This is a genomic window from Streptomyces sp. NBC_00310, from assembly GCF_036208085.1.
Lineage (GTDB): Bacteria > Actinomycetota > Actinomycetes > Streptomycetales > Streptomycetaceae > Streptomyces.
Window position 1 is genome coordinate 9,261,147 of the sequence record NZ_CP130714.1, and the last position, 18,106, is coordinate 9,279,252.

The 18,106-nt window shown below is 71.8% G+C and carries 13 protein-coding genes; 11 read left to right on the plus strand and 2 right to left on the minus strand.

The genetic code is table 11. From position 1 onward, the window contains the following. The first annotated feature begins 18 nt into the window (after positions 1-18). The 11 genes from OG202_RS40445 (at position 19) to OG202_RS40495 (ending at position 14,155) form a co-directional block, all read left to right on the plus strand. A complete protein-coding gene (locus OG202_RS40445; RefSeq protein WP_326574737.1) occupies positions 19-1,401 on the plus strand; it encodes a Gfo/Idh/MocA family protein in 1,383 nt (460 codons plus the stop codon). Positions 1,402-1,414: 13 nt separating this feature from the next. Then, a complete protein-coding gene (locus tag OG202_RS40450) occupies positions 1,415-2,419 on the plus strand; it encodes a sugar phosphate isomerase/epimerase family protein (protein WP_327726915.1) in 1,005 nt (334 codons plus the stop codon). 133 nt (positions 2,420-2,552) lie between these two features. Continuing rightward, positions 2,553-5,054 (plus strand): PQQ-dependent sugar dehydrogenase, encoded by a 2,502-nt coding sequence (locus OG202_RS40455; protein WP_327726914.1) that lies wholly within the window; start codon positions 2,553-2,555, stop codon positions 5,052-5,054. A 9-nt stretch (positions 5,055-5,063) separates the two neighbouring features. Then, on the plus strand, positions 5,064-6,467 hold the full coding sequence (locus OG202_RS40460) for a ThuA domain-containing protein (protein ID WP_327726913.1): 1,404 nt from the start codon (positions 5,064-5,066) through the stop codon (positions 6,465-6,467). A gap of 103 nt (positions 6,468-6,570) precedes the next feature. After that, positions 6,571-8,019 carry an inositol-3-phosphate synthase gene (locus OG202_RS40465; RefSeq protein ID WP_328224367.1) on the plus strand — a complete coding sequence of 483 codons (1,449 nt, stop codon included), beginning with the start codon at positions 6,571-6,573 and terminating at the stop codon, positions 8,017-8,019. Beyond that, positions 8,016-8,900, plus strand: coding sequence for a sugar phosphate isomerase/epimerase family protein (locus tag OG202_RS40470; protein WP_327726911.1), 885 nt, complete (start codon positions 8,016-8,018; stop codon positions 8,898-8,900). Before OG202_RS40465 ends, OG202_RS40470 begins: the two co-directional genes overlap by 4 nt. Further along, positions 8,897-9,589, plus strand: coding sequence for an EboA domain-containing protein (locus OG202_RS40475; RefSeq protein WP_328224368.1), 693 nt, complete (start codon positions 8,897-8,899; stop codon positions 9,587-9,589). Before OG202_RS40470 ends, OG202_RS40475 begins: the two co-directional genes overlap by 4 nt. Next, entirely contained in the window at positions 9,589-10,437 is an 849-nt protein-coding gene (locus OG202_RS40480) for a TatD family hydrolase (protein ID WP_328224369.1), read from the plus strand. Before OG202_RS40475 ends, OG202_RS40480 begins: the two co-directional genes overlap by 1 nt. A 3-nt stretch (positions 10,438-10,440) precedes the next feature. Then, positions 10,441-11,610 (plus strand): metabolite traffic protein EboE, encoded by a 1,170-nt coding sequence (gene eboE / locus OG202_RS40485; protein ID WP_327726907.1) that lies wholly within the window; start codon positions 10,441-10,443, stop codon positions 11,608-11,610. Between the two features lie 16 nt (positions 11,611-11,626). Then, positions 11,627-13,024 carry a nucleotide pyrophosphatase/phosphodiesterase family protein gene (locus OG202_RS40490; protein WP_328224370.1) on the plus strand — a complete coding sequence of 466 codons (1,398 nt, stop codon included), beginning with the start codon at positions 11,627-11,629 and terminating at the stop codon, positions 13,022-13,024. 87 nt (positions 13,025-13,111) lie between these two features. Continuing rightward, positions 13,112-14,155, plus strand: coding sequence for a sugar phosphate isomerase/epimerase family protein (locus tag OG202_RS40495; RefSeq protein ID WP_328224371.1), 1,044 nt, complete (start codon positions 13,112-13,114; stop codon positions 14,153-14,155). Between the two features lie 85 nt (positions 14,156-14,240). Here OG202_RS40495 and OG202_RS40500 read toward each other — a convergent pair whose 3' ends face one another. Together OG202_RS40500 and OG202_RS40505 are read right to left on the minus strand one after the other, a co-directional pair. Next, positions 14,241-15,629, minus strand: coding sequence for an OFA family MFS transporter (locus OG202_RS40500; protein ID WP_328224372.1), 1,389 nt, complete (start codon positions 15,627-15,629; stop codon positions 14,241-14,243). 341 nt (positions 15,630-15,970) lie between these two features. Continuing rightward, entirely contained in the window at positions 15,971-18,103 is a 2,133-nt protein-coding gene (locus OG202_RS40505; RefSeq protein WP_328224373.1) for an acetate--CoA ligase family protein, read from the minus strand. Between the last annotated feature and the right edge of the window lie 3 nt (positions 18,104-18,106).

The following is an 18,106-nucleotide window of genomic DNA, read 5'->3' on the forward strand; positions in this document are numbered from 1 at the left end:
CACGAGGAGGACACACGCATGGGACAGCCGCAACAGCCCGACCAGGCCGAGGCGGAGGAGTCAGGAGCCGCGGGGTCGGACGCCGGGGCAGGTCGCAGGGCTGGAGGCGGGATCGTGGCAGGCGGCGGGGGCGGGCCGGCCCAGGGCGAAGCCCGGACCGGGACGACGACCGGTGTCCGTACCCGTGCCGGGGCCGGGCTCGCCGGTGGGCCGGACAAGCCGTCGTTGCGGGTCGGGATGGTCGGGTACTCCTTCATGGGGGCCGCGCACTCGCAGGGGTGGCGTACGGCGGGGCGGGTCTTCGACCTGCCGCTCAGTCCGGTGCTCGCCGCCGTGTGCGGGCGGGACGCGGACGCGGTGCGGGCCATGGCGGACCGGCACGGGTGGGCCGGGACGGAGACCGACTGGCGGGAGCTGATCGCCCGGGACGACATCGACCTCGTCGACATCTGCACCCCCGGGGACAGCCACGCCGAGATCGCCCTCGCCGCGCTGGCCGCCGGCAAGCACGTGCTCTGCGAGAAGCCCCTCGCCAACACGGTCGCGGAGGCGGAGGCCATGGCGACGGCGGCCGAAGAGGCGTACACGCGCGGCAGGTTGGCCATGGTCGGCTTCAACTACCGCCGTGTCCCCGCCACCGCGCTCGCCCGCCGCATGGTCGCCGAGGGCCGACTGGGCGCCCTGCGGCATGTGCGGGTGACGTACCTTCAGGACTGGCTGGTGGACCCGGAGTTCCCCCTCACCTGGCGGCTGCGCAAGGAGTCCGCCGGCTCCGGAGCGCTCGGCGACCTGGGCGCCCACATCGTCGACCTCGCGCAGTACCTGGCCGGAGAGCCGGTGACGGGCGTGTCCGCGCTGATGGAGACCTTCGTACGCGAACGGCCGCTGCCCGCAGGTGCGTCCAGCGGTCTGGCGTCCTCCGGCGGCACGGCCGGACGGGGCGCGGTCACCGTGGACGACACGGCCCTGTTCACCGGCCGCTTCGCCTCCGGCGCCGTCGCGTCCTTCGAGGCGACCCGCTTCGCCACCGGCCGCAAGAACGCCCTGCGCATCGAACTCAACGGCGAGCGCGGCTCGTTGGCCTTCGACCTGGAACGGCTCAACGAACTCGCCTTCCACGACCACACCGAACCCGCCGCCCACGCGGGCTTCCGCCGCATCCTGGTCACCGAGCCCGATCACCCCTACCTGGACGCCTGGTGGCCGCCGGGGCACGGCCTCGGCTACGAGCACACCTTCGTCCACCAGGCGCGCGACCTCGTGCACGCCGTCGCGGCAGGGAGCAGGCCCGAGCCGTCCTTCGCCGACGGGCTCCAGGTGCAGCGCGTCCTCGCGGCGGTCGAGGAGAGCGCCGAGAAGAACTCCGTCTACACACCGACCCACACCCCCACCACGGTCTGAGGAGGCCTCGGACATGCCGCGCGACTTCACGCTCTTCACCGGCCAGTGGGCCGACCTGCCCCTCGAAGAGGTCTGCCGCCTCGCCCGCGACTTCGGCTACGACGGCCTCGAACTCGCCTGCTGGGGCGACCACTTCGAGGTCGACAAGGCCCTCGCCGACTCGTCGTACCTGGACTCCCGTCACCAACTTCTGGAGAAGTACGGCCTGAAGTGCTGGGCCATCTCCAACCACCTGGTGGGACAGGCCGTCTGCGACGCCATCATCGACGAACGCCACCGGGCCATCCTGCCCGCCCGCATCTGGGGCGACGGCGAACCCGAGGGCGTACGGCAGCGGGCGGCCGTCGAGATGGCCGACACCGCGCGGGCCGCCGCCGCCTTCGGCGTCGACACCGTCATCGGCTTCACCGGCTCCGCCATCTGGCACCTGGTCGCCATGTTCCCGCCCGCCCCGGAGTCGATGATCGAGCGCGGCTACGACGACTTCGCGATGCGCTGGAACCCGATCCTCGACGTCTTCGACGCCCAGGGTGTGCGGTTCGCCCACGAGGTCCACCCGAGCGAGATCGCCTACGACTACTGGACGACCCAGCGCGCTCTGGAGGCGGTGGACCGGCGCCCGGCGTTCGGCCTGAACTTCGACCCCTCGCACTTCGTGTGGCAGGACCTCGACCCGGTCGGCTTCCTTTGGGACTTCCGCGACCGGATCTACCACGTCGACTGCAAGGAGGCCCGCAAGCGCCTCGACGGCCGCAACGGCCGCCTCGGCTCGCACCTGCCCTGGGGCGACCCGCGCCGCGGCTGGGACTTCGTATCGGCCGGCCACGGCGACGTCCCCTGGGAGGACGTCTTCCGGATGCTCCGCTCGATCGACTACCGGGGACCGATCTCCGTCGAGTGGGAGGACGCCGGCATGGACCGGCTCCAGGGCGCACCCGAGGCCCTGACCCGCCTCAAGGCGTTCGACTTCGAACCGCCGACGGCCGCCTTCGACGCGGCGTTCGGCGGCAACGACTAGGCCCAGGCGACGCAGGGCCACCTGTCGACCGGGCCCCCACGGCCCGGTCATGTCTCCGGGGTGACGGCGCACCCCGGCGTACCGCACACACCCGTACACCTCCGTACGACCAGCCCCTCTCTGGAGGCATTTCGTGCACCCGTACGACGACGACAGACACCCCACCAGCATCCGCAGACGCCGCAGGCTGCGCGGGCCGATCGCACTGCTGAGCGGTCTGCTGCTCGCGGGCGCCTCGCTCTCGCTCACCGCGCCCGCCGCGGGCGCGGCCGACGCCGACCCGAAGTCCGCCGCTGCCGCCGCGGCCGAGGACTTCCAGCAGGTCACCCTAGCCAAGGGTGAACCGGAGGTCGGCGAGCCCATGTCGCTCGCCGTCCTCCCGGACCGGTCGGTCCTGCACACCTCGCGCGACGGCGAACTGCGTCTGACCGACACGGCGGGCAACACCAGGCTCGCCGGCAAGCTCGACGTGTACAGCCACGACGAGGAGGGTCTCCAGGGCATCGGTGTCGACCCGGGTTTCGCCGACAACCGGTTCATCTACCTGTACTACGCGCCCCCGTTGAACACCCCGGCCGGTGACGCCCCCGAGACCGGAACGGCCGCCGACTTCGCGCCCTTCGACGGCGTCAACCGGCTCTCCCGCTTCGTCCTGAAGACCGACGGCACCCTCGACAAGGCCAGCGAGACGAAGGTCCTCGACGTCCCGGCCTCCCGGGGCATCTGCTGCCACGTCGGCGGCGACATCGACTTCGACGCGGCGGGCAACCTGTACCTGTCGACGGGCGACGACAGCAACCCGTTCCAGTCGGACGGCTTCACCCCCATCGACGAGCGGTCCAACCGCAACCCGGCCTTCGACGCCCAGCGCACCTCCGGCAACACCAACGACCTGCGCGGCAAGATCCTGCGCATCAAGGTGAACGCCGACGGCTCGTACGCCGTCCCCGACGGCAACCTCTTCGCGCCGGGCACGGACAAGACGCGCCCCGAGATCTACGCGATGGGCTTCCGCAACCCGTTCCGCTTCAGCGTCGACAAGGAGACCGGCGTCCTCTACGTCGGCGAGTACGGCCCCGACGCGGGCGCCGCCAACGCCTCGCGCGGCCCGGCCGGACAGGTCGAGTTCGCCCGCGTGACCAAGCCCGGCAACTTCGGCTGGCCGTACTGCACCGGCAAGAACGACGCCTACGTCGACTACGACTTCGACACCGGCACCTCGGGCGCGGCCTTCGACTGCGCGGCCCCGAAGAACACCTCGCCGAACAACACCGGCCTCACCGACCTGCCGCCCGCCGAGCCCGCCTGGATCCCCTACGACGGGGCCTCCGTCCCGGAGTTCGGCGACGGCTCCGAGTCCCCGATGGGCGGCCCGGTCTACCACTACGACGCCGCGCTCGACTCCCCGGTGAAGTTCCCGCAGGCGTACGACGGCGACTTCTTCGCCGGTGAGTTCGGCCGTCGCTGGATCAAGCGGATCACGAGCGACGCCGACGGCACCGTGCAGTCGATCGCCAACGTGCCCTGGACCGGCACCCAAATCATGGACATGGCCTTCGGCCCGGACGGCGCGCTGTACGTCCTCGACTACGGCATCTCCTGGTTCGGCGGCGACGAGCACTCGGCCCTGTACCGCATAGAGAACGCCACCGACGGCCACTCCCCGGTCGCCCAGGCCGCCGCCGACCGCACGTCGGGCCAGGCGAAGCTGAAGGTCCGCTTCTCCTCCGCCGGCACGAGCGACGCCGACGGTGACGCGCTCACCTACAGCTGGGACTTCGGCGACGGCGGCACGTCCACGGCGGCGAACCCGACGCACACCTACAAGAAGAACGGCACCTACACGGCGACGGTGACCGCGAAGGACACCTCGGGCCGTACCGGCAGCGCGAGCGTGCAGATCGTGGTCGGCAACACCGCGCCCAAGGTCGAGCTGCAACTCCCGGCGGACGGGCAGCTGTTCGCCTTCGGTGACGCCGTGCCGTTCAAGGTGAGGGTCAGCGACCCGGAGGACGGTCGGCCGATCGACTGCTCCAAGGTCAAGGTCACCTTCGTCCTCGGCCACGACAGCCACGGCCACCCCGTGACCTCCGCCAACGGCTGCACCGGCACCATCCAGACCAGCGCCGACGGCGGCCACGACGAGAACGCCAACATCTTCGGGGTCTTCGACGCCGAGTACACCGACGGAGGAGGCGGCGGCCAGGCCCCGCTGACCACCCACGACCAGAACGTCGTCCAGCCCACCCACCGCCAGGCCGAGCACTACAACGACTCCTCGGGCATCGTGGTGCAGGCGAAGGACACGGCCCACGGCGGCAAGACGGTCGGCGACATCTCGGGCGGCGACTGGATCTCCTTCGAGCCGTACGTCCTGTCCGACGCCACGAAGATCACCGCACGCGTCTCCTCCGGGGGCGCCGGCGGCAGGCTGGAGGTCCGCGCGGGCTCTCCGACCGGCCGGGTCCTCGGCAGCGCGACCGTGCCGGTGACCGGCGGCTGGGAGAACTTCCAGGACGTCACCGCCGACCTGTCCCGTGCCCCGCGCGGCACCACCACGCTGTACCTGGTGTTCAAGGGGAGCGGCTCCGGCGGCCTGTTCGACGTGGACGACTTCACCTTCACGAAGCGGTGAGGGGGCGTCATGCCGACGAACGGACGTGTGTGGGCCGCGCTGGGTGGCGCCGCCCTGCTGATCGGATGCGTGTCGGGACCGGCCGTGTCCGATGAGGCGGGCGGCTCCGGGGGCCACGGGGACGAGCGCCGGGTGCTCGTGTTCTCCAAGACCGCCGGGTTCCGGCACGATTCGATCCCCGAGGGCGTCGCGGCCGTACGGGAACTGGGCGCCGCCCACGGCTTCGCGGTCGACGCCACGGAGGACGCCGGCGCCTTCACCGCCCGCAACCTCGGGCGCTACGACGCCGTGGTGTTCCTGTCGACGACCGGTGACGTCCTCGACCCGGCCCAACAGGGCGCGTTCGAGCGGTACATCAAACGCGGGGGCGCCTATGTCGGCGTCCACGCGGCCGCCGACACCGAGTACGACTGGGCCTTCTACGGCGGACTCGCGGGCGCGTACTTCCAGGGGCACCCCGCGATCCAGCCCGCGACGGTCGACGTCGAGGACCACGCCCACCCGGCCACCGCCGGTCTGGGCGCGACCTGGAACCGCACGGACGAGTGGTACAACTACCGCTCCAACCCCCGTGAGCGGGCCCATGTCCTCGCCTCGCTCGACGAGTCGTCGTACAGCGGCGGCACCATGAACGGCGACCATCCGATCGCCTGGTGCCAGGACTACCAGGGCGGCCGCGCCTTCTACACCGGCGGCGGCCACACCAAGGAGTCCTTCGCCGAACCCGCCTTCCGGCAGCACCTGTTGGGCGGCATCCGGTGGGCGATCGGCGAGGCCCGGGCCGACTGCCGGCCGGAGAACGGCTACCGGCCGTTGTTCGACGGCACGCGGGCCTCGCTGGACGGCTGGCGGCAGGCGGGCCCGGGCTCCTTCACCCTGGACGACGACGGCACGATCACGTCGTCCGGCGGGATGGGCATGCTCTGGTACGCGGACCGGAGCTTCGGGGCCTACTCCCTGAAGCTCGACTGGAGGATGTCCGGCGCCTCGGGCGACGACAACTCCGGTGTGTTCGTGGGCTTCCCGCCCTCGGACGACCCCTGGTCGGCCGTGAACAACGGCTACGAGGTCCAGATCGACGCCACGGACGTACCCGAGAGGACCACCGGGTCCGTCTACGGCTTCCGGTCCGCCGACATCAGGAAGCGCGACCGCGCCCTGAACCCGCCGGGGGAGTGGAACACGTACGAGATCCGCGTGGAGGGCGAGCGCCTCCGCGTCTGGCTCAACGGCGTGAAGATCAACGACTTCACCAACACCGATCCGGCACGGAGCCTGCGCGACGGTCACTTCGGCATCCAGAACCACGGGGCCGACGACCAGGTGTCCTTCCGCGACATCCGGATCAAGGAACTGCCCGCGCGGGCCGCCGCCGCATCGGCTGCGGCGGCGGCCCGGACTCCGGGCGACTGAACGGCGGCGGGCGGGGGACGCCGGACCTCCGCCCGCCGTCTTCCCCCTTCCCCTCGGAGGGGTCCCGGCTTTCCGCATCACCCGCTCGACAAGGAGGCTGCCCATGCCCGCGTCCGTGTCCGTTTCCCCACCGAGCGTCGGCGTCTGGCTGATCGGAGCACGCGGTTCCGTCGCGACCACCGTCGTCGCGGGCTGCGCGGCCGTCGCGGCGGGCCTGCACACCCCGACGGGCATGGTCACCGAGACCCCTCTCTTCACCGACACCGGCCTCCCCCCGCTCTCCTCCCTCGTCTTCGGCGGCCACGACACCACGGACTGCCCCCTGCCCAAGCGCGCCGAAGCCCTCGCCGCAGGCGGCGTCCTGCCCCATGACCTCCCCGCGGCGATCAGCTCCGAACTGGCCGCCGCCGACCGGGAGATCAGGCCCGGCGGCCCCCTCCCGGGCGACACGAGGGGCCCCGACGAGCTGATCTCCTCCTACGCCGCCGACATCCAGGACTTCGTACGACGCCGGAACCTGACCCGAGCGGTGGTGGTGAACGTGGCCTCCACGGAACCCACTCCCACCGGCACTCCCACCGGCACCGGCACCGGCACTCCCACCGGCACCGGCACCGGCACCGCCATGCCCCCCAGCTCCTTGTACGCGGCGGCCGCCCTACGCGCCGGCTGCCCCTACGTGAACTTCACCCCCTCGACCGGCCTCCACCACCCCTCACTCGCCTCCACCGCCACCTACTCCGGCCTCCCGTACGCGGGTCGCGACGGCAAGACCGGGCAGACCCTGCTCCGGTCGGTCCTCGGCCCGATGTTCGCCCAACGGGCCCTGGCAGTCCGGGCCTGGTCCGGCACCAACCTCCTCGGCGGTGGTGACGGTGCCGCCCTCGCCGACCCGGCCGCCGCCGCTGCCAAGAACGCCGGCAAGGCACGCGTCCTGACCGACAGCCTGGGCGCGACACCCGAGGGCGAGACCCACATCGACGACGTCCCCGCCCTCGGCGACTGGAAGACGGCCTGGGACCACATCGCCTTCGACGGCTTCCTCGGCACGCGGATGGTGCTCCAGACGACGTGGCAGGGCTGCGACTCCGCGCTCGCCGCTCCGCTGGTCCTGGACCTCGCCCGCCTCCTGGCCCGCGCCCACGAAGCGGGCCTCTCCGGACCCTTGCCCGAGCTGGGCTTCTACTTCAAGGACCCGATGGGACAGGGCCCGGCGGCCCTGGGGGATCAGCACGCGGCGCTGGCGGCGTTCGCGGAGCGACTGCGCCCCCGGACACGGCCCGTTCCGCAATTTGGGCGCGAGCCGGGGCTGGGACTGGGACTGGGGCGCGAATCGGGGCTGGGGCTGGGGCGGGAGCCCGAGCCGGGGTCGGGGTCGGGGCGTGAGCCGGAGCGGGGGCGTGAGCCGGGGTTGGACCGTGAGCCCGAGCCGGGGTTGGGGTCGGGGCGTGAGCCGGAGCGGGGGCGTGAGCCGGGGTTGGACCGTGAGCCCGAGCCGGGGCCGGAGCGTGAGTCGGGGCGTGAGCCAGGGGTGTGCGAGGAGGTTCGATGACCCGCCGCCGGAACACCCCCCTCTCCTTCGGCTACGGCACCAACGGCCTCGCCGACCTGCGTCTCGACGACGCCCTTGGTCTCCTCGCCGACCTCGGCTACGACGGTGTCGGTCTGACGCTCGACCACATGCACCTCGACCCCCTCGCCTCCGACCTCGCCGCCCGCACCCGGCGGCTCGCCCGACGGCTGGACGATCTCGGCCTGACCGTCACCGTGGAGACCGGCGCCCGCTACGTCCTCGACCCCCGCCGCAAACACGGCCCCACGCTGCTGGACCCCGACCCCGACGACCGTGCCCGCAGGGCCGACCTGCTGATCCGCGCGGTGCGGATCGCCGCGGACCTCGGTGCCCACGCGGTGCACTGCTTCAGCGGGGTCACCCCGCCCGCCACGGACGAGGACACCGCCTGGAAACGCCTCCCCGACGCACTCACCCCCGTCCTCGACGCCGCCACCACCGCCGGCGTCCCCCTCGCGATCGAACCCGAGCCCGGTCACCTCCTCGCCACGCTCGCCGACTTCCACCGCCTCCGCGAGGCCCTCGACAGCCCCGCCGCCCTCGGCCTCACCCTCGACATCGGCCACTGCCAGTGCCTCGAACCCGTCCCTCCCGCCGACTGCGTCCGCGCGGCCGCGCCCTGGCTCCGCCATGTCCAGATCGAGGACATGCGCCGCGGCGTCCACGAGCACCTCCCCCTCGGCGACGGCGAGATCGACTTCCCACCCGTCCTGGAAGCCCTGGCCGCCGTGGGCTACGGCGCCCTGACCGTCGTCGAACTGCCCCGCCACTCGCACGCAGGCCCCCACTTCGCCGAACAGTCCCTCTCCTTCCTGCACCGAGCGACCGGCCGAACGGCCTCTCCCGGGAGCACCTCGTGATTCACCACCGCACCCCGGCCGACCCGACGGCCCACACAGCCCACCCGGCCCTCGCCACGCCCGCCGACCTGCGCGGCCACCTGAACGCCCACCTCGCGGTCGCCGCCCGCGACTGGCTGCGCCGAGCGCTGGACGAGGCCGCCGACCAGCCGGGCACCCACGGGCCCATCTCCGTCTGGGAGCTGCGCCTCGCCGAGGCGGCCCGGCGCTGCGGTACCGACCACGCCGACGCCGTCCGCGTGCTGATCCTGCACGCGGCCCGCGCCGACACCGACGCGCTCACCCGGGTCTACCGCCAGGGCACCGCCGACGAACGCCGCGCGGTCCTGCACGCGCTGCCCCACCTCGTGCCGGGCCCCGACGCGCTGCACCTCGTCGAGGACGCCCTGCGCACCAACGACACCCGTCTCGTCGCCGCCGCCCTCGGCGCGTACGCGGCCCGCCACCTGGCCCCGCACCAGTGGCGGCACGCCGTGCTCAAGTGCCTGTTCACCGGAGTGCGCGTCGACGAGATCACCGAGCTGACCCGCCGCGCCCACGGCGACCTCGAACTCGCCCGCATGCTCGGCGACTTCGCCGAGGAACGCACCGCCGCGGGCCGTCCCGTACCCGAGGACCTGTACCGCGTCCTGGCCCTGACCGCGCTCCCACCGGCCGACGAGATCGGCACCGACGGCAAGGAGTCCTGATGCGCATCTTCGACCCCCACATCCACATGACGTCACGCACCACCGACGACTACGAGGCGATGCACGAGGCGGGCGTCCGCGCGGTCGTCGAGCCGGCCTTCTGGCTGGGCCAGCCCCGCACCTCCTCCGCCTCCTACCTCGACTACTTCGACTCCCTGCTGGGCTGGGAGCCCTTCCGCGCCGCCCAGTACGGCATCGCCCACCACTGCGCCCTCGCCCTGAACCCCAAGGAGGCGAACGACCCGCGGTGCACGCCCGTGCTGGACCAACTGCCCCGCTACCTGCTGAAGGACCGGGTCGTGGCCGTCGGCGAGATCGGCTACGACTCCATGACACCGGCCGAGGACCACGCGCTCGAACACCAGCTGCACCTGGCCGCCGACCACGGCCTGCCGGCCCTCGTCCACACCCCGCACCGGGACAAGCTCACCGGTCTGCGCCGCACGCTCGATGCCGTGCGGGCCTCCGCCCTGCCCGTCGAGCGGGTGCTGCTCGACCACCTCAACGAGACCACCGTCAAGGAGGCCAAGGCCAGCGGCGCCTGGCTCGGCTTCTCCGTCTACCCGGACACCAAGATGGACGAGGAGCGCATGGTCGCCGTCCTCCAGGAGTTCGGCCCGGAGAAGGTGCTGGTCAACTCCGCCGCCGACTGGGGAAGAAGCGACCCCCTCAAGACCCGCAAGGTCGGCGACGCCCTGCTCGACGCCGGGTTCGACGAGGACGACGTCGACCTGGTGCTGTGGCGCAACCCGGTCGCCTTCTACGGACTGAGCGGCCGCCTCGCCCTCGACGTCACCGCGACGGACACCACGCACGAGGGCAACAGCATCCTGCGCGGCGGGGAGTGACCGATGCGCTTCCGCCACCCCGACGGCTCCACCGTCCACCTCGCCTACTGCACCAACGTGCACCCGGCCGAGACCCTCGACGGTGTCCTCGCCCAACTGCGCGACCACTGCGAGCCCGTACGCCGTCGCCTCGGCCGCGACCGCCTCGGCATCGGCCTGTGGCTGGCCAAGGACGCCGCCGCGGCCCTGGTGACCGACCCGTCCGCCCTGCGCGGCCTGCGCACCGAACTCGACCGGCGCGGCCTCGAGGTCGTCACCCTCAACGGCTTCCCCTATCAGGGCTTCGGCGCCGAGGAGGTCAAGTACCGCGTCTACCGGCCCGACTGGGCCGACCCCGAACGACTCGACCACACCACCTCCCTCGCCCGCGTCCTCGCCGGGCTCCTCCCCGACGACGTCACCGAGGGCACCATCTCGACCCTGCCCCTGGCCTGGCGCACCGCCTACGACGACACTCGCGCCGCCCGGTCCCGCACGGCCCTGCGCACCCTCGCCGAACGCCTCGACGCCGTGGCCGAGCTGACCGGCCGCTCCATCCGCGTCGGCCTGGAACCCGAACCCGGCTGCACGGTCGAGACCACCGCCGACGCCATCGGCCCCCTGACCGACATCGGCCACGACCGCATCGGCATCTGCGTGGACACCTGCCACCTCGCCACCTCCTTCGAAGACCCGCACACCGCCCTGGACGCGCTCACCCGAGCCCGCGTCCCCGTCGTCAAATCCCAGCTCTCGGCCGCCCTGCACGCCGAACACCCCCACCTCCCCGAGGTCCGCGAAGCCCTCGCCGCCTTCGACGAGCCCCGCTTCCTGCACCAGACCCGCACCTCCACCGCCGCCGGCCTGCGCGGCACGGACGACCTCGGCGAGGCCCTCACGGGCGACGCCCTGCCCGACGCCTCTCCCTGGCGCGCCCACTTCCACGTCCCGCTCCACGCGGCCCCCGCCGCACCCCTCACCTCCACGCTCCCGGTACTCAAGGCCGCCCTCACCCACCTGGTCGGCGGCGCCCAGCCCCTCACCCGCCATCTGGAGGTCGAGACCTACACCTGGCAGGCCCTGCCGGCCGAGCTGCGCCCCAGCACGCGCGCCCAGCTCGCCGACGGCATCGCCGCCGAACTCGCCCTCGCCCGCGACCTGTTGACGGACCTCGGCCTCAAGGAGCTGCCATGAACCCCAAGGAGCTGCCGTGACGCCGCCGCGACCCGAAGCCGGTCCCACCCCTCTCCTCGTCCTGGACGTCGTCGGCCTCACCCCTCGTCTCCTCGACCACATGCCCCGCCTCAAGGCCCTCGGCCAGTCCGGCTCCCGTGCCCCGCTCGGCACCGTCCTGCCCGCCGTCACCTGCGCCGCCCAGTCCACCTTCCTGACCGGCACGCTCCCCGCCGAGCACGGCATCGTCGGCAACGGCTGGTACTTCCGCGAACTCGGCGACGTCCTGCTGTGGCGCCAGCACAACGGCCTCGTCGCCGGCGACAAACTGTGGGACGCCGCCCGCCGCGCCCACCCCGGCTACACGGTCGCCAACATCTGCTGGTGGTACGCCATGGGCGCCGACACCGACCTCACCGTCACCCCCCGTCCGATCTACTACTCCGACGGCCGCAAGGAACCCGACTGCTACACCCGGCCCCCGGCCCTGCACGACGAACTCACCGCGGAACTCGGCACGTTCCCCCTGTTCCACTTCTGGGGGCCGGGCGCCGACCTGGTCTCCAGCCGCTGGATCATCGACGCGACCCGCCACATCATCCGCACCCGCCACCCCGACCTGGCCCTCTGCTACCTCCCTCACCTCGACTACGACCTGCAGCGCTTCGGCCCCGACGACCCGCGCTCCCTGAAGGCGGCCGCCGACCTCGACCGGGCCGTGGCGCCCCTGCTCGACGACGCCCGCGCGGAGGGCCGCACCGTCGTCGCCCTCTCCGAGTACGGCATCACCCGCGTGGACCGCCCCGTCGACATCAACCGCGCCCTGCGCCGCGCCGGCCTCCTCGACGTGCACACGCAGGACGGCATGGAGTATCTCGACCCGATGGCCTCACGGGCCTTCGCGGTCGCCGATCACCAGATCGCCCATGTCTATGTGCGCCGCCCCGAGGACCTGGAAGCCACCAGGGAAGCCCTCGCCGAACTGCCCGGCATCGACCGACTCCTGGACGACGAGGGAAAGAAGGCCCATCACCTCGACCATCCGCGCTCCGGCGAGTTCGTCGCCGTCGCGGAGCCGGACGCCTGGTTCACCTACTACTACTGGCTCGACGACGACCGCGCGCCCGACTTCGCGCGCACCGTCGAGATCCATCGCAAACCCGGCTACGACCCGGTCGAGCTGTTCATGGACCCGCTCGACCCGTATGTGAAGCTCAAGGCGGCCACGGCACTGGCCCGCAAGAAACTCGGTCTGCGCTACCGCATGGCGGTCGTGCCGCTGGATCCCTCGCCTATTCGCGGCAGCCACGGCCGCCTTCCCACGAGCGACGACGACGGTCCGCTCATCATCTGCTCCACCCCCCGAGCCGTCGGCGACCGCGTGGCGGCCACCGATGTGAAAGCACTCCTGCTGCGACTGGCCGGTCTCTCCTGACCGGTGACAAGCACCCACACGTCCTGACTGGTCACAAGTGAAGCACTCGCCACTGACAACGCCCGCCCACACAGAGGAGTTCCAGGCATGAGCCGCACCGACAAGACGGATCCCGAACTCGCCCACCGCCTGAGCAGACGAGGCATGCTCGGCGTCGTCGCCGGCGCCACCGTCGCCGCCCTGCTGGGCGCGGCCGCCCCGGCCCAGGCCGCCGCGGGCACCGAAGCCGCCGCCGCGGGCAAGGGCCGGGGCCGCCCCGTCCTCCCGCCCGGCCGCCTCGGCATCCAGCTCTACAGCCTCCGCGACAAGGTCTCCACGCTCGGCTTCGCCCCGGTCTTCGCCGAGTTGGAGAAGTACGGCTACGACGAGGTCGAGTTCGCCGGCTACACCCAGGGCTCGGCGGGCCCCATCACGCTCGCCCAGCTGAAGCGGCTGGCCCGCGATCACGGCCTGACCCCGATCGGCAGCCACGTCGGCTACTACTCCAGCGACCCGAACGCGTACACCTTCGCCCAGAACCTCACCAAGGTCCTGGACGACGCCCAGGCCCTCGGCCTGAAGCACATCGGCACCGCCGCCGGACCCTTCCGCTACGGCATGACCGTGGACGCGATGAAGCGGGCCGCCCACGAGTTCAACACCTACGGCGCGGCGGCCAGGGCGCGGGGCATGAAGTTCTACCAGCACAACCACTCCGAGGAGTTCTCCTTCGCCACCGACAACCCCAAGGTCCGCCTCTACGACGTCCTGCTCCGCGAGACCGACCCCGACCTCGTCTTCCTGGAGATGGACATCTTCTGGGCGTACGTGGCCCAGTTCCGCTTCTCGAAGCGGCCCGACGGCACCTCCGCGCCCTTCGAGCCCCTCGACTACGTCCTCCGCCGCCCGAACCGCTACCCGCTCTTCCACGTCAAGGACGGCGAGAGCGACCCGTCGAACCCGTTCGGCTACCGCATGACGGACGTCGGCGACGGCGACATCGACTACCAGAAGTTCATCTCGGCCGTCACCCGGCTGAGGGGCCACCGCCTCGCCCACCACTGGCAGGCCGAGCACGACAACCCCGCCGAGTCCTTCACCTTCGCCCGCCGCTCCAGCGAGCACCTGCACTCGCTGCGGGAGAAGTGCTGACCGAGGCCGGGGAACCGACGGCAGCAGGCGGCCGCCCCGTGGTGCGAGACCACGGGGCGGCCGCCTGCTGCCGTACGCGCGGGCGTCAGGCCACTTCGTCACCGAGCGGACGGGGGTTGGGAGCGATGTGCCGGGCACGGGGCCGCCCCGGCGGGTGCAGGAAGACGGCCACGCACCCGGCGAACAGCGAGATGGAGCCCGCGAGCACGAAGGCGCCCGCGTAGTCCCAGGCGCCCACGACCACGGCGCCCATGCCGGAGCCGAGCAGGCCCGACACCAGCTTGGAGCTGTAGACGAGACCGTAGTTGGAGGCGTTGTTGTTCTCGCCGAAGTAGTCCGCGGTCATCGCCGCGAACATCGGGAAGATGGCACCGCCGCCGAACCCGGAGATGCTGGAGAACACCAGGAACAGCGGCAGGTTGTTGATGTTGCCGGACCAGAGGATGCCGTACTGCGACAGGCCCAGCACGATACAGACGAAGATCAGGCACTGCTTGCGGCCGTAGCGGTCGGAGAGCCAGCCGATGACGCCGCGTCCGGTGCCGTTGACGATCGCCTTCAGGGACATGGCGGTGGCCACGATCCCGCCCGCGAAGCCGGCCTCGTTGCCGAACGGCACCTGGAAGGCGATACCGAAGATGTTCACACCCGAGGTGCACAGCAGGCAGAACCACATCAGCGCGACCCGGCCGGTCCGCCAGGCCTCGGCCGGTGTGTACTGCTTCACGGCCGGCGGGTTCTTCTCCAGCGCGCGCCGCGCGCGCGGGTCGTCCGGCTTGCGCAGTGGGTCGACCTCGGCCGGCCACCAGTTCTTCGGCGGGTCCTGGAAGAAGTGACCGGCCACGGCGACCACCGCCGCGAGGAACACGCCCACGCAGACGAGCACCCAGCGGAAGTTTGTCAGGTCCATGAACCCGGTGAAGATGAACACGAAGGGCACCGAACCGTAGGCGAAGCCGCCGTTGACGAAGCCGGTCTTGCCGCCCTTGCGCTCCGGATACCACTTGCCGACCATGTTCACGCAGGTCGCGTAGACCATGCCGGCGCCCATACCGCTGAACATGCCGAACCCGACGTACGCGACGACGACGTGCGGTGCGAACGCGAGGGACAGATAGCCGAGCAGGGTGCCGACGGCGCCCAGCATCATCGCCCAGCGGGCGGGCAGCTTGCCGCTCTCGCGGAGCTTCCCGGCCGGGAAGGCCACCGCGGCCTGGAAGAACACCCACACGCCCAGCATCCAGAAGATGTGCTGGTTGCTCCAGCTGTGCGCGGTGTGCAGGGTCTCCTCGGCGGACGCGAACGCGTACTCCGCCGAGCTGATGCCCATCATGCCCACCCACGGCAGGATGACCATCCACTTGCGTGTGCGCCCCATGATGTCCAGGTCGGACTCGCCGATCCGGTACATCCGGCCGCCTGCGTCCGTCACCTCCCGGTAGGGGACGGATGTGGAGATGTCAGTTGTTGCCATGTCGATCGAACCCTCCGCGTGGAAGAAGTCTGGCCAGCGCCCCCTGTCCGTGCTTCTTTGCGCCGGGGCCCGCGGTGAGCGGTCGCCGCGGGCCCCGTGGTTCGAGCCGTCGCTCAGCTCATCGATCGCCCCCCCACAGCCGCGCCGCCCGCGCCCGTCACAGCAACCCCGCGGCTCGCGCCGAGCGAGCTGCGTCACGCCCGGGGGACAACCCCCGGACCCCCGGCCGGACCACAGCGAGCGCGCCCATCACAGCAACCCCGCGGCTCGCGCCCAGCGAGCTGCGTCACGCCCGGGGGACAACCCCCGGACCCCCGGCCGGACCACAGCGAGCGCGCCCATCACAGCAACCCCGCGGCTCGCGCCCAGCGATACTTCGCGCCGAGCACGGCCACCGGCTTCTCGGTCGTGTACGGGTACGCCACGACCCCCCGCTCGAAGAGGTACTGGCAGGCCTCCTCCACCTCGACGTCGCCCGCGAGCGACGCGACGACCGGCTTCTCGATGCCCCGCTCGCGGAACTCGGCCACCACGCGCGCGGTGAGCTCGGCGAACACCATCGGCGGGGTGACGATGGTGTGCCAGTAGCCGAGGACGAGCGCGTGGATGCGCGGGTCCTCCAGGCCCAGCCGGATCGTCGCCTCGTACGTCGACGGCGGCTCGCCCCCGGTGATGTCGACCGGGTTGCCGGCGGCCCCGAACGGCGGGATGAACGTCCGGAATGAGGCGTCCAGGTCCGGCGGGATCTCCATCAGCGTCAGCCCGTTGTCGGTCACCGCGTCCGACAGCAGCACACCGCTGCCGCCCGCGCCGGTGATGATCACGATGTTGTCGCCCCGGGGAGCCGGCAGCACCGGCAACGCGCGCGCGTACTCCAGCATCTCGTTCAGCCCCGGCGCCCTGATGACACCGGCCTGCTTCAGGATGTCCTCGTACACGGCGTCGTCGCCCGCCAGCGCGCCCGTGTGCGAGCCCGCCGCCTTCGCCCCGGCCGCCGTACGGCCCGCCTTCAGGACCACCACCGGTTTCTTCGGGACGGTCGCCCGCGCGGCCTCCACGAAGGCCCGACCGTCCTTCAGGTCCTCCAGGTGCATCGCGATGCACTCGGTGTGCGGGTCCTCGCCGAACCAGGTCAGCAGATCGTCCTCGTCCAGGTCCGATTTGTTGCCGAGCCCGACGATCGCCGACACACCCGTCTTCGTGGTCCGCGCGAAGCCCAGGATGGCCATCCCGATGCCACCGGACTGTGAGGTCAGCGCCACCCCGCCCTTGACGTCGTACGGCGTGCAGAACGTGGCACACAGGTCCTGCCACGTCGAGTAGTAGCCGTAGATGTTCGGCCCGAGCAGCCGGACGCCGTGCCGCTCGGCGATCGCCACGATCTCGTCCTGGAGTCCGTGCTCGCCGGTCTCCGCGAAACCCGACGGGATCAGTACGGCGTTGGCGATGCCCTTGCGCCCCACCTCCTCCAGCGCCGCGGCAACGAACTTGGCGGGGATCGCGAAGACCGCCACATCCACCTCACCGGGAACGTCCGTGACACTCTTGTACGCCTTGCGGCCCAGAATGTCATCGGCCTTGGGGTTCACCGGATGGATCTCCCCGGCGAAACCGCCGTCGACGAGGTTGCGCATCACCGAGTTGCCGATCTTGCCCTGCTCGTTGGAGGCCCCGATCACGGCCACCGACGAGGGCTGCATCAGCCGGCGCATCGATGTGAGGATCTCCTCGCGCGTGTACCTGCGCCGGGGCTTCGGCACCGACTCCGCGAGGATCACCCGGATGTCCGCCGCGACCGCGCCCTCGGGAGTGGCGATCACCGGGTTGAGGTCCACCTCGGCGATCTCCGGGAAGTCCGCGACGAGTTCGGAGACCCGGCGGATCTGCTCGGCGATCGCCCACCGGTCCACGGCGGGTGCCCCGCGCACCCCGCGCAGGATCTCCGCCGCGCGGATCGCATCCAGCATGGAGAGCGCCTCGTCCGGGTCGACCGGCGCGAGCCGGAACGTCACGTCCTTGAGGACCTCCACCAGCACCCCGCCGAGCCCGAACGCGACGACCTTCCCGAACGTCGGGTCCGTCACCGCGCCGACGATGACCTCCTGCCCCTTCGGCAGCAGCTCCTGCACCTGGACGCCCTCGATACGGGCGGCGGGCGCGTACGCGCGCGCGTTGTCGACGATCCGGTGGAACGCGGCCCTCACGTCCGCCGCGCCCTCCACCCCGACGATCACACCGCCCGCGTCGGTCTTGTGCAGGATGTCCGGCGAGACGATCTTCATCACCACCGGCCCGCCGAAGCGCGCCGCGAACGACACCGCCTCCTCGACGTCCCGCGCCAGCTCCTCGCCGGGTACGGCGATCCCGTACGCGTCGGCGACCACCTTGCCCTCGGGAGCGGTCAGCGCGCTGCGCCCCTCGGCCCGTACGGCGTCGAGGAGTCCACGCACCCTCAGCACCCGGTCTTCGGCCATCAA

What these genes read in the sequence shown, in the direction of transcription:
- OG202_RS40445 (WP_326574737.1), top strand. Translation starts at nt 19, where the DNA reads ATGGGACAGCCGCAACAGCCCGACCAGGCCGAGGCGGAGGAGTCAGGA.
- OG202_RS40450 (WP_327726915.1), top strand. Translation starts at nt 1,415, where the DNA reads ATGCCGCGCGACTTCACGCTCTTCACCGGCCAGTGGGCCGACCTGCCC.
- OG202_RS40460 (WP_327726913.1), top strand. Translation starts at nt 5,064, where the DNA reads ATGCCGACGAACGGACGTGTGTGGGCCGCGCTGGGTGGCGCCGCCCTG.
- OG202_RS40465 (WP_328224367.1), top strand. Translation starts at nt 6,571, where the DNA reads ATGCCCGCGTCCGTGTCCGTTTCCCCACCGAGCGTCGGCGTCTGGCTG.
- OG202_RS40470 (WP_327726911.1), top strand. Translation starts at nt 8,016, where the DNA reads ATGACCCGCCGCCGGAACACCCCCCTCTCCTTCGGCTACGGCACCAAC.
- OG202_RS40480 (WP_328224369.1), top strand. Translation starts at nt 9,589, where the DNA reads ATGCGCATCTTCGACCCCCACATCCACATGACGTCACGCACCACCGAC.
- eboE (WP_327726907.1), top strand. Translation starts at nt 10,441, where the DNA reads ATGCGCTTCCGCCACCCCGACGGCTCCACCGTCCACCTCGCCTACTGC.
- OG202_RS40495 (WP_328224371.1), top strand. Translation starts at nt 13,112, where the DNA reads ATGAGCCGCACCGACAAGACGGATCCCGAACTCGCCCACCGCCTGAGC.
- OG202_RS40500 (WP_328224372.1), bottom strand. Translation starts at nt 15,629, where the DNA reads ATGGCAACAACTGACATCTCCACATCCGTCCCCTACCGGGAGGTGACG.
- OG202_RS40505 (WP_328224373.1), bottom strand. Translation starts at nt 18,103, where the DNA reads ATGGCCGAAGACCGGGTGCTGAGGGTGCGTGGACTCCTCGACGCCGTA.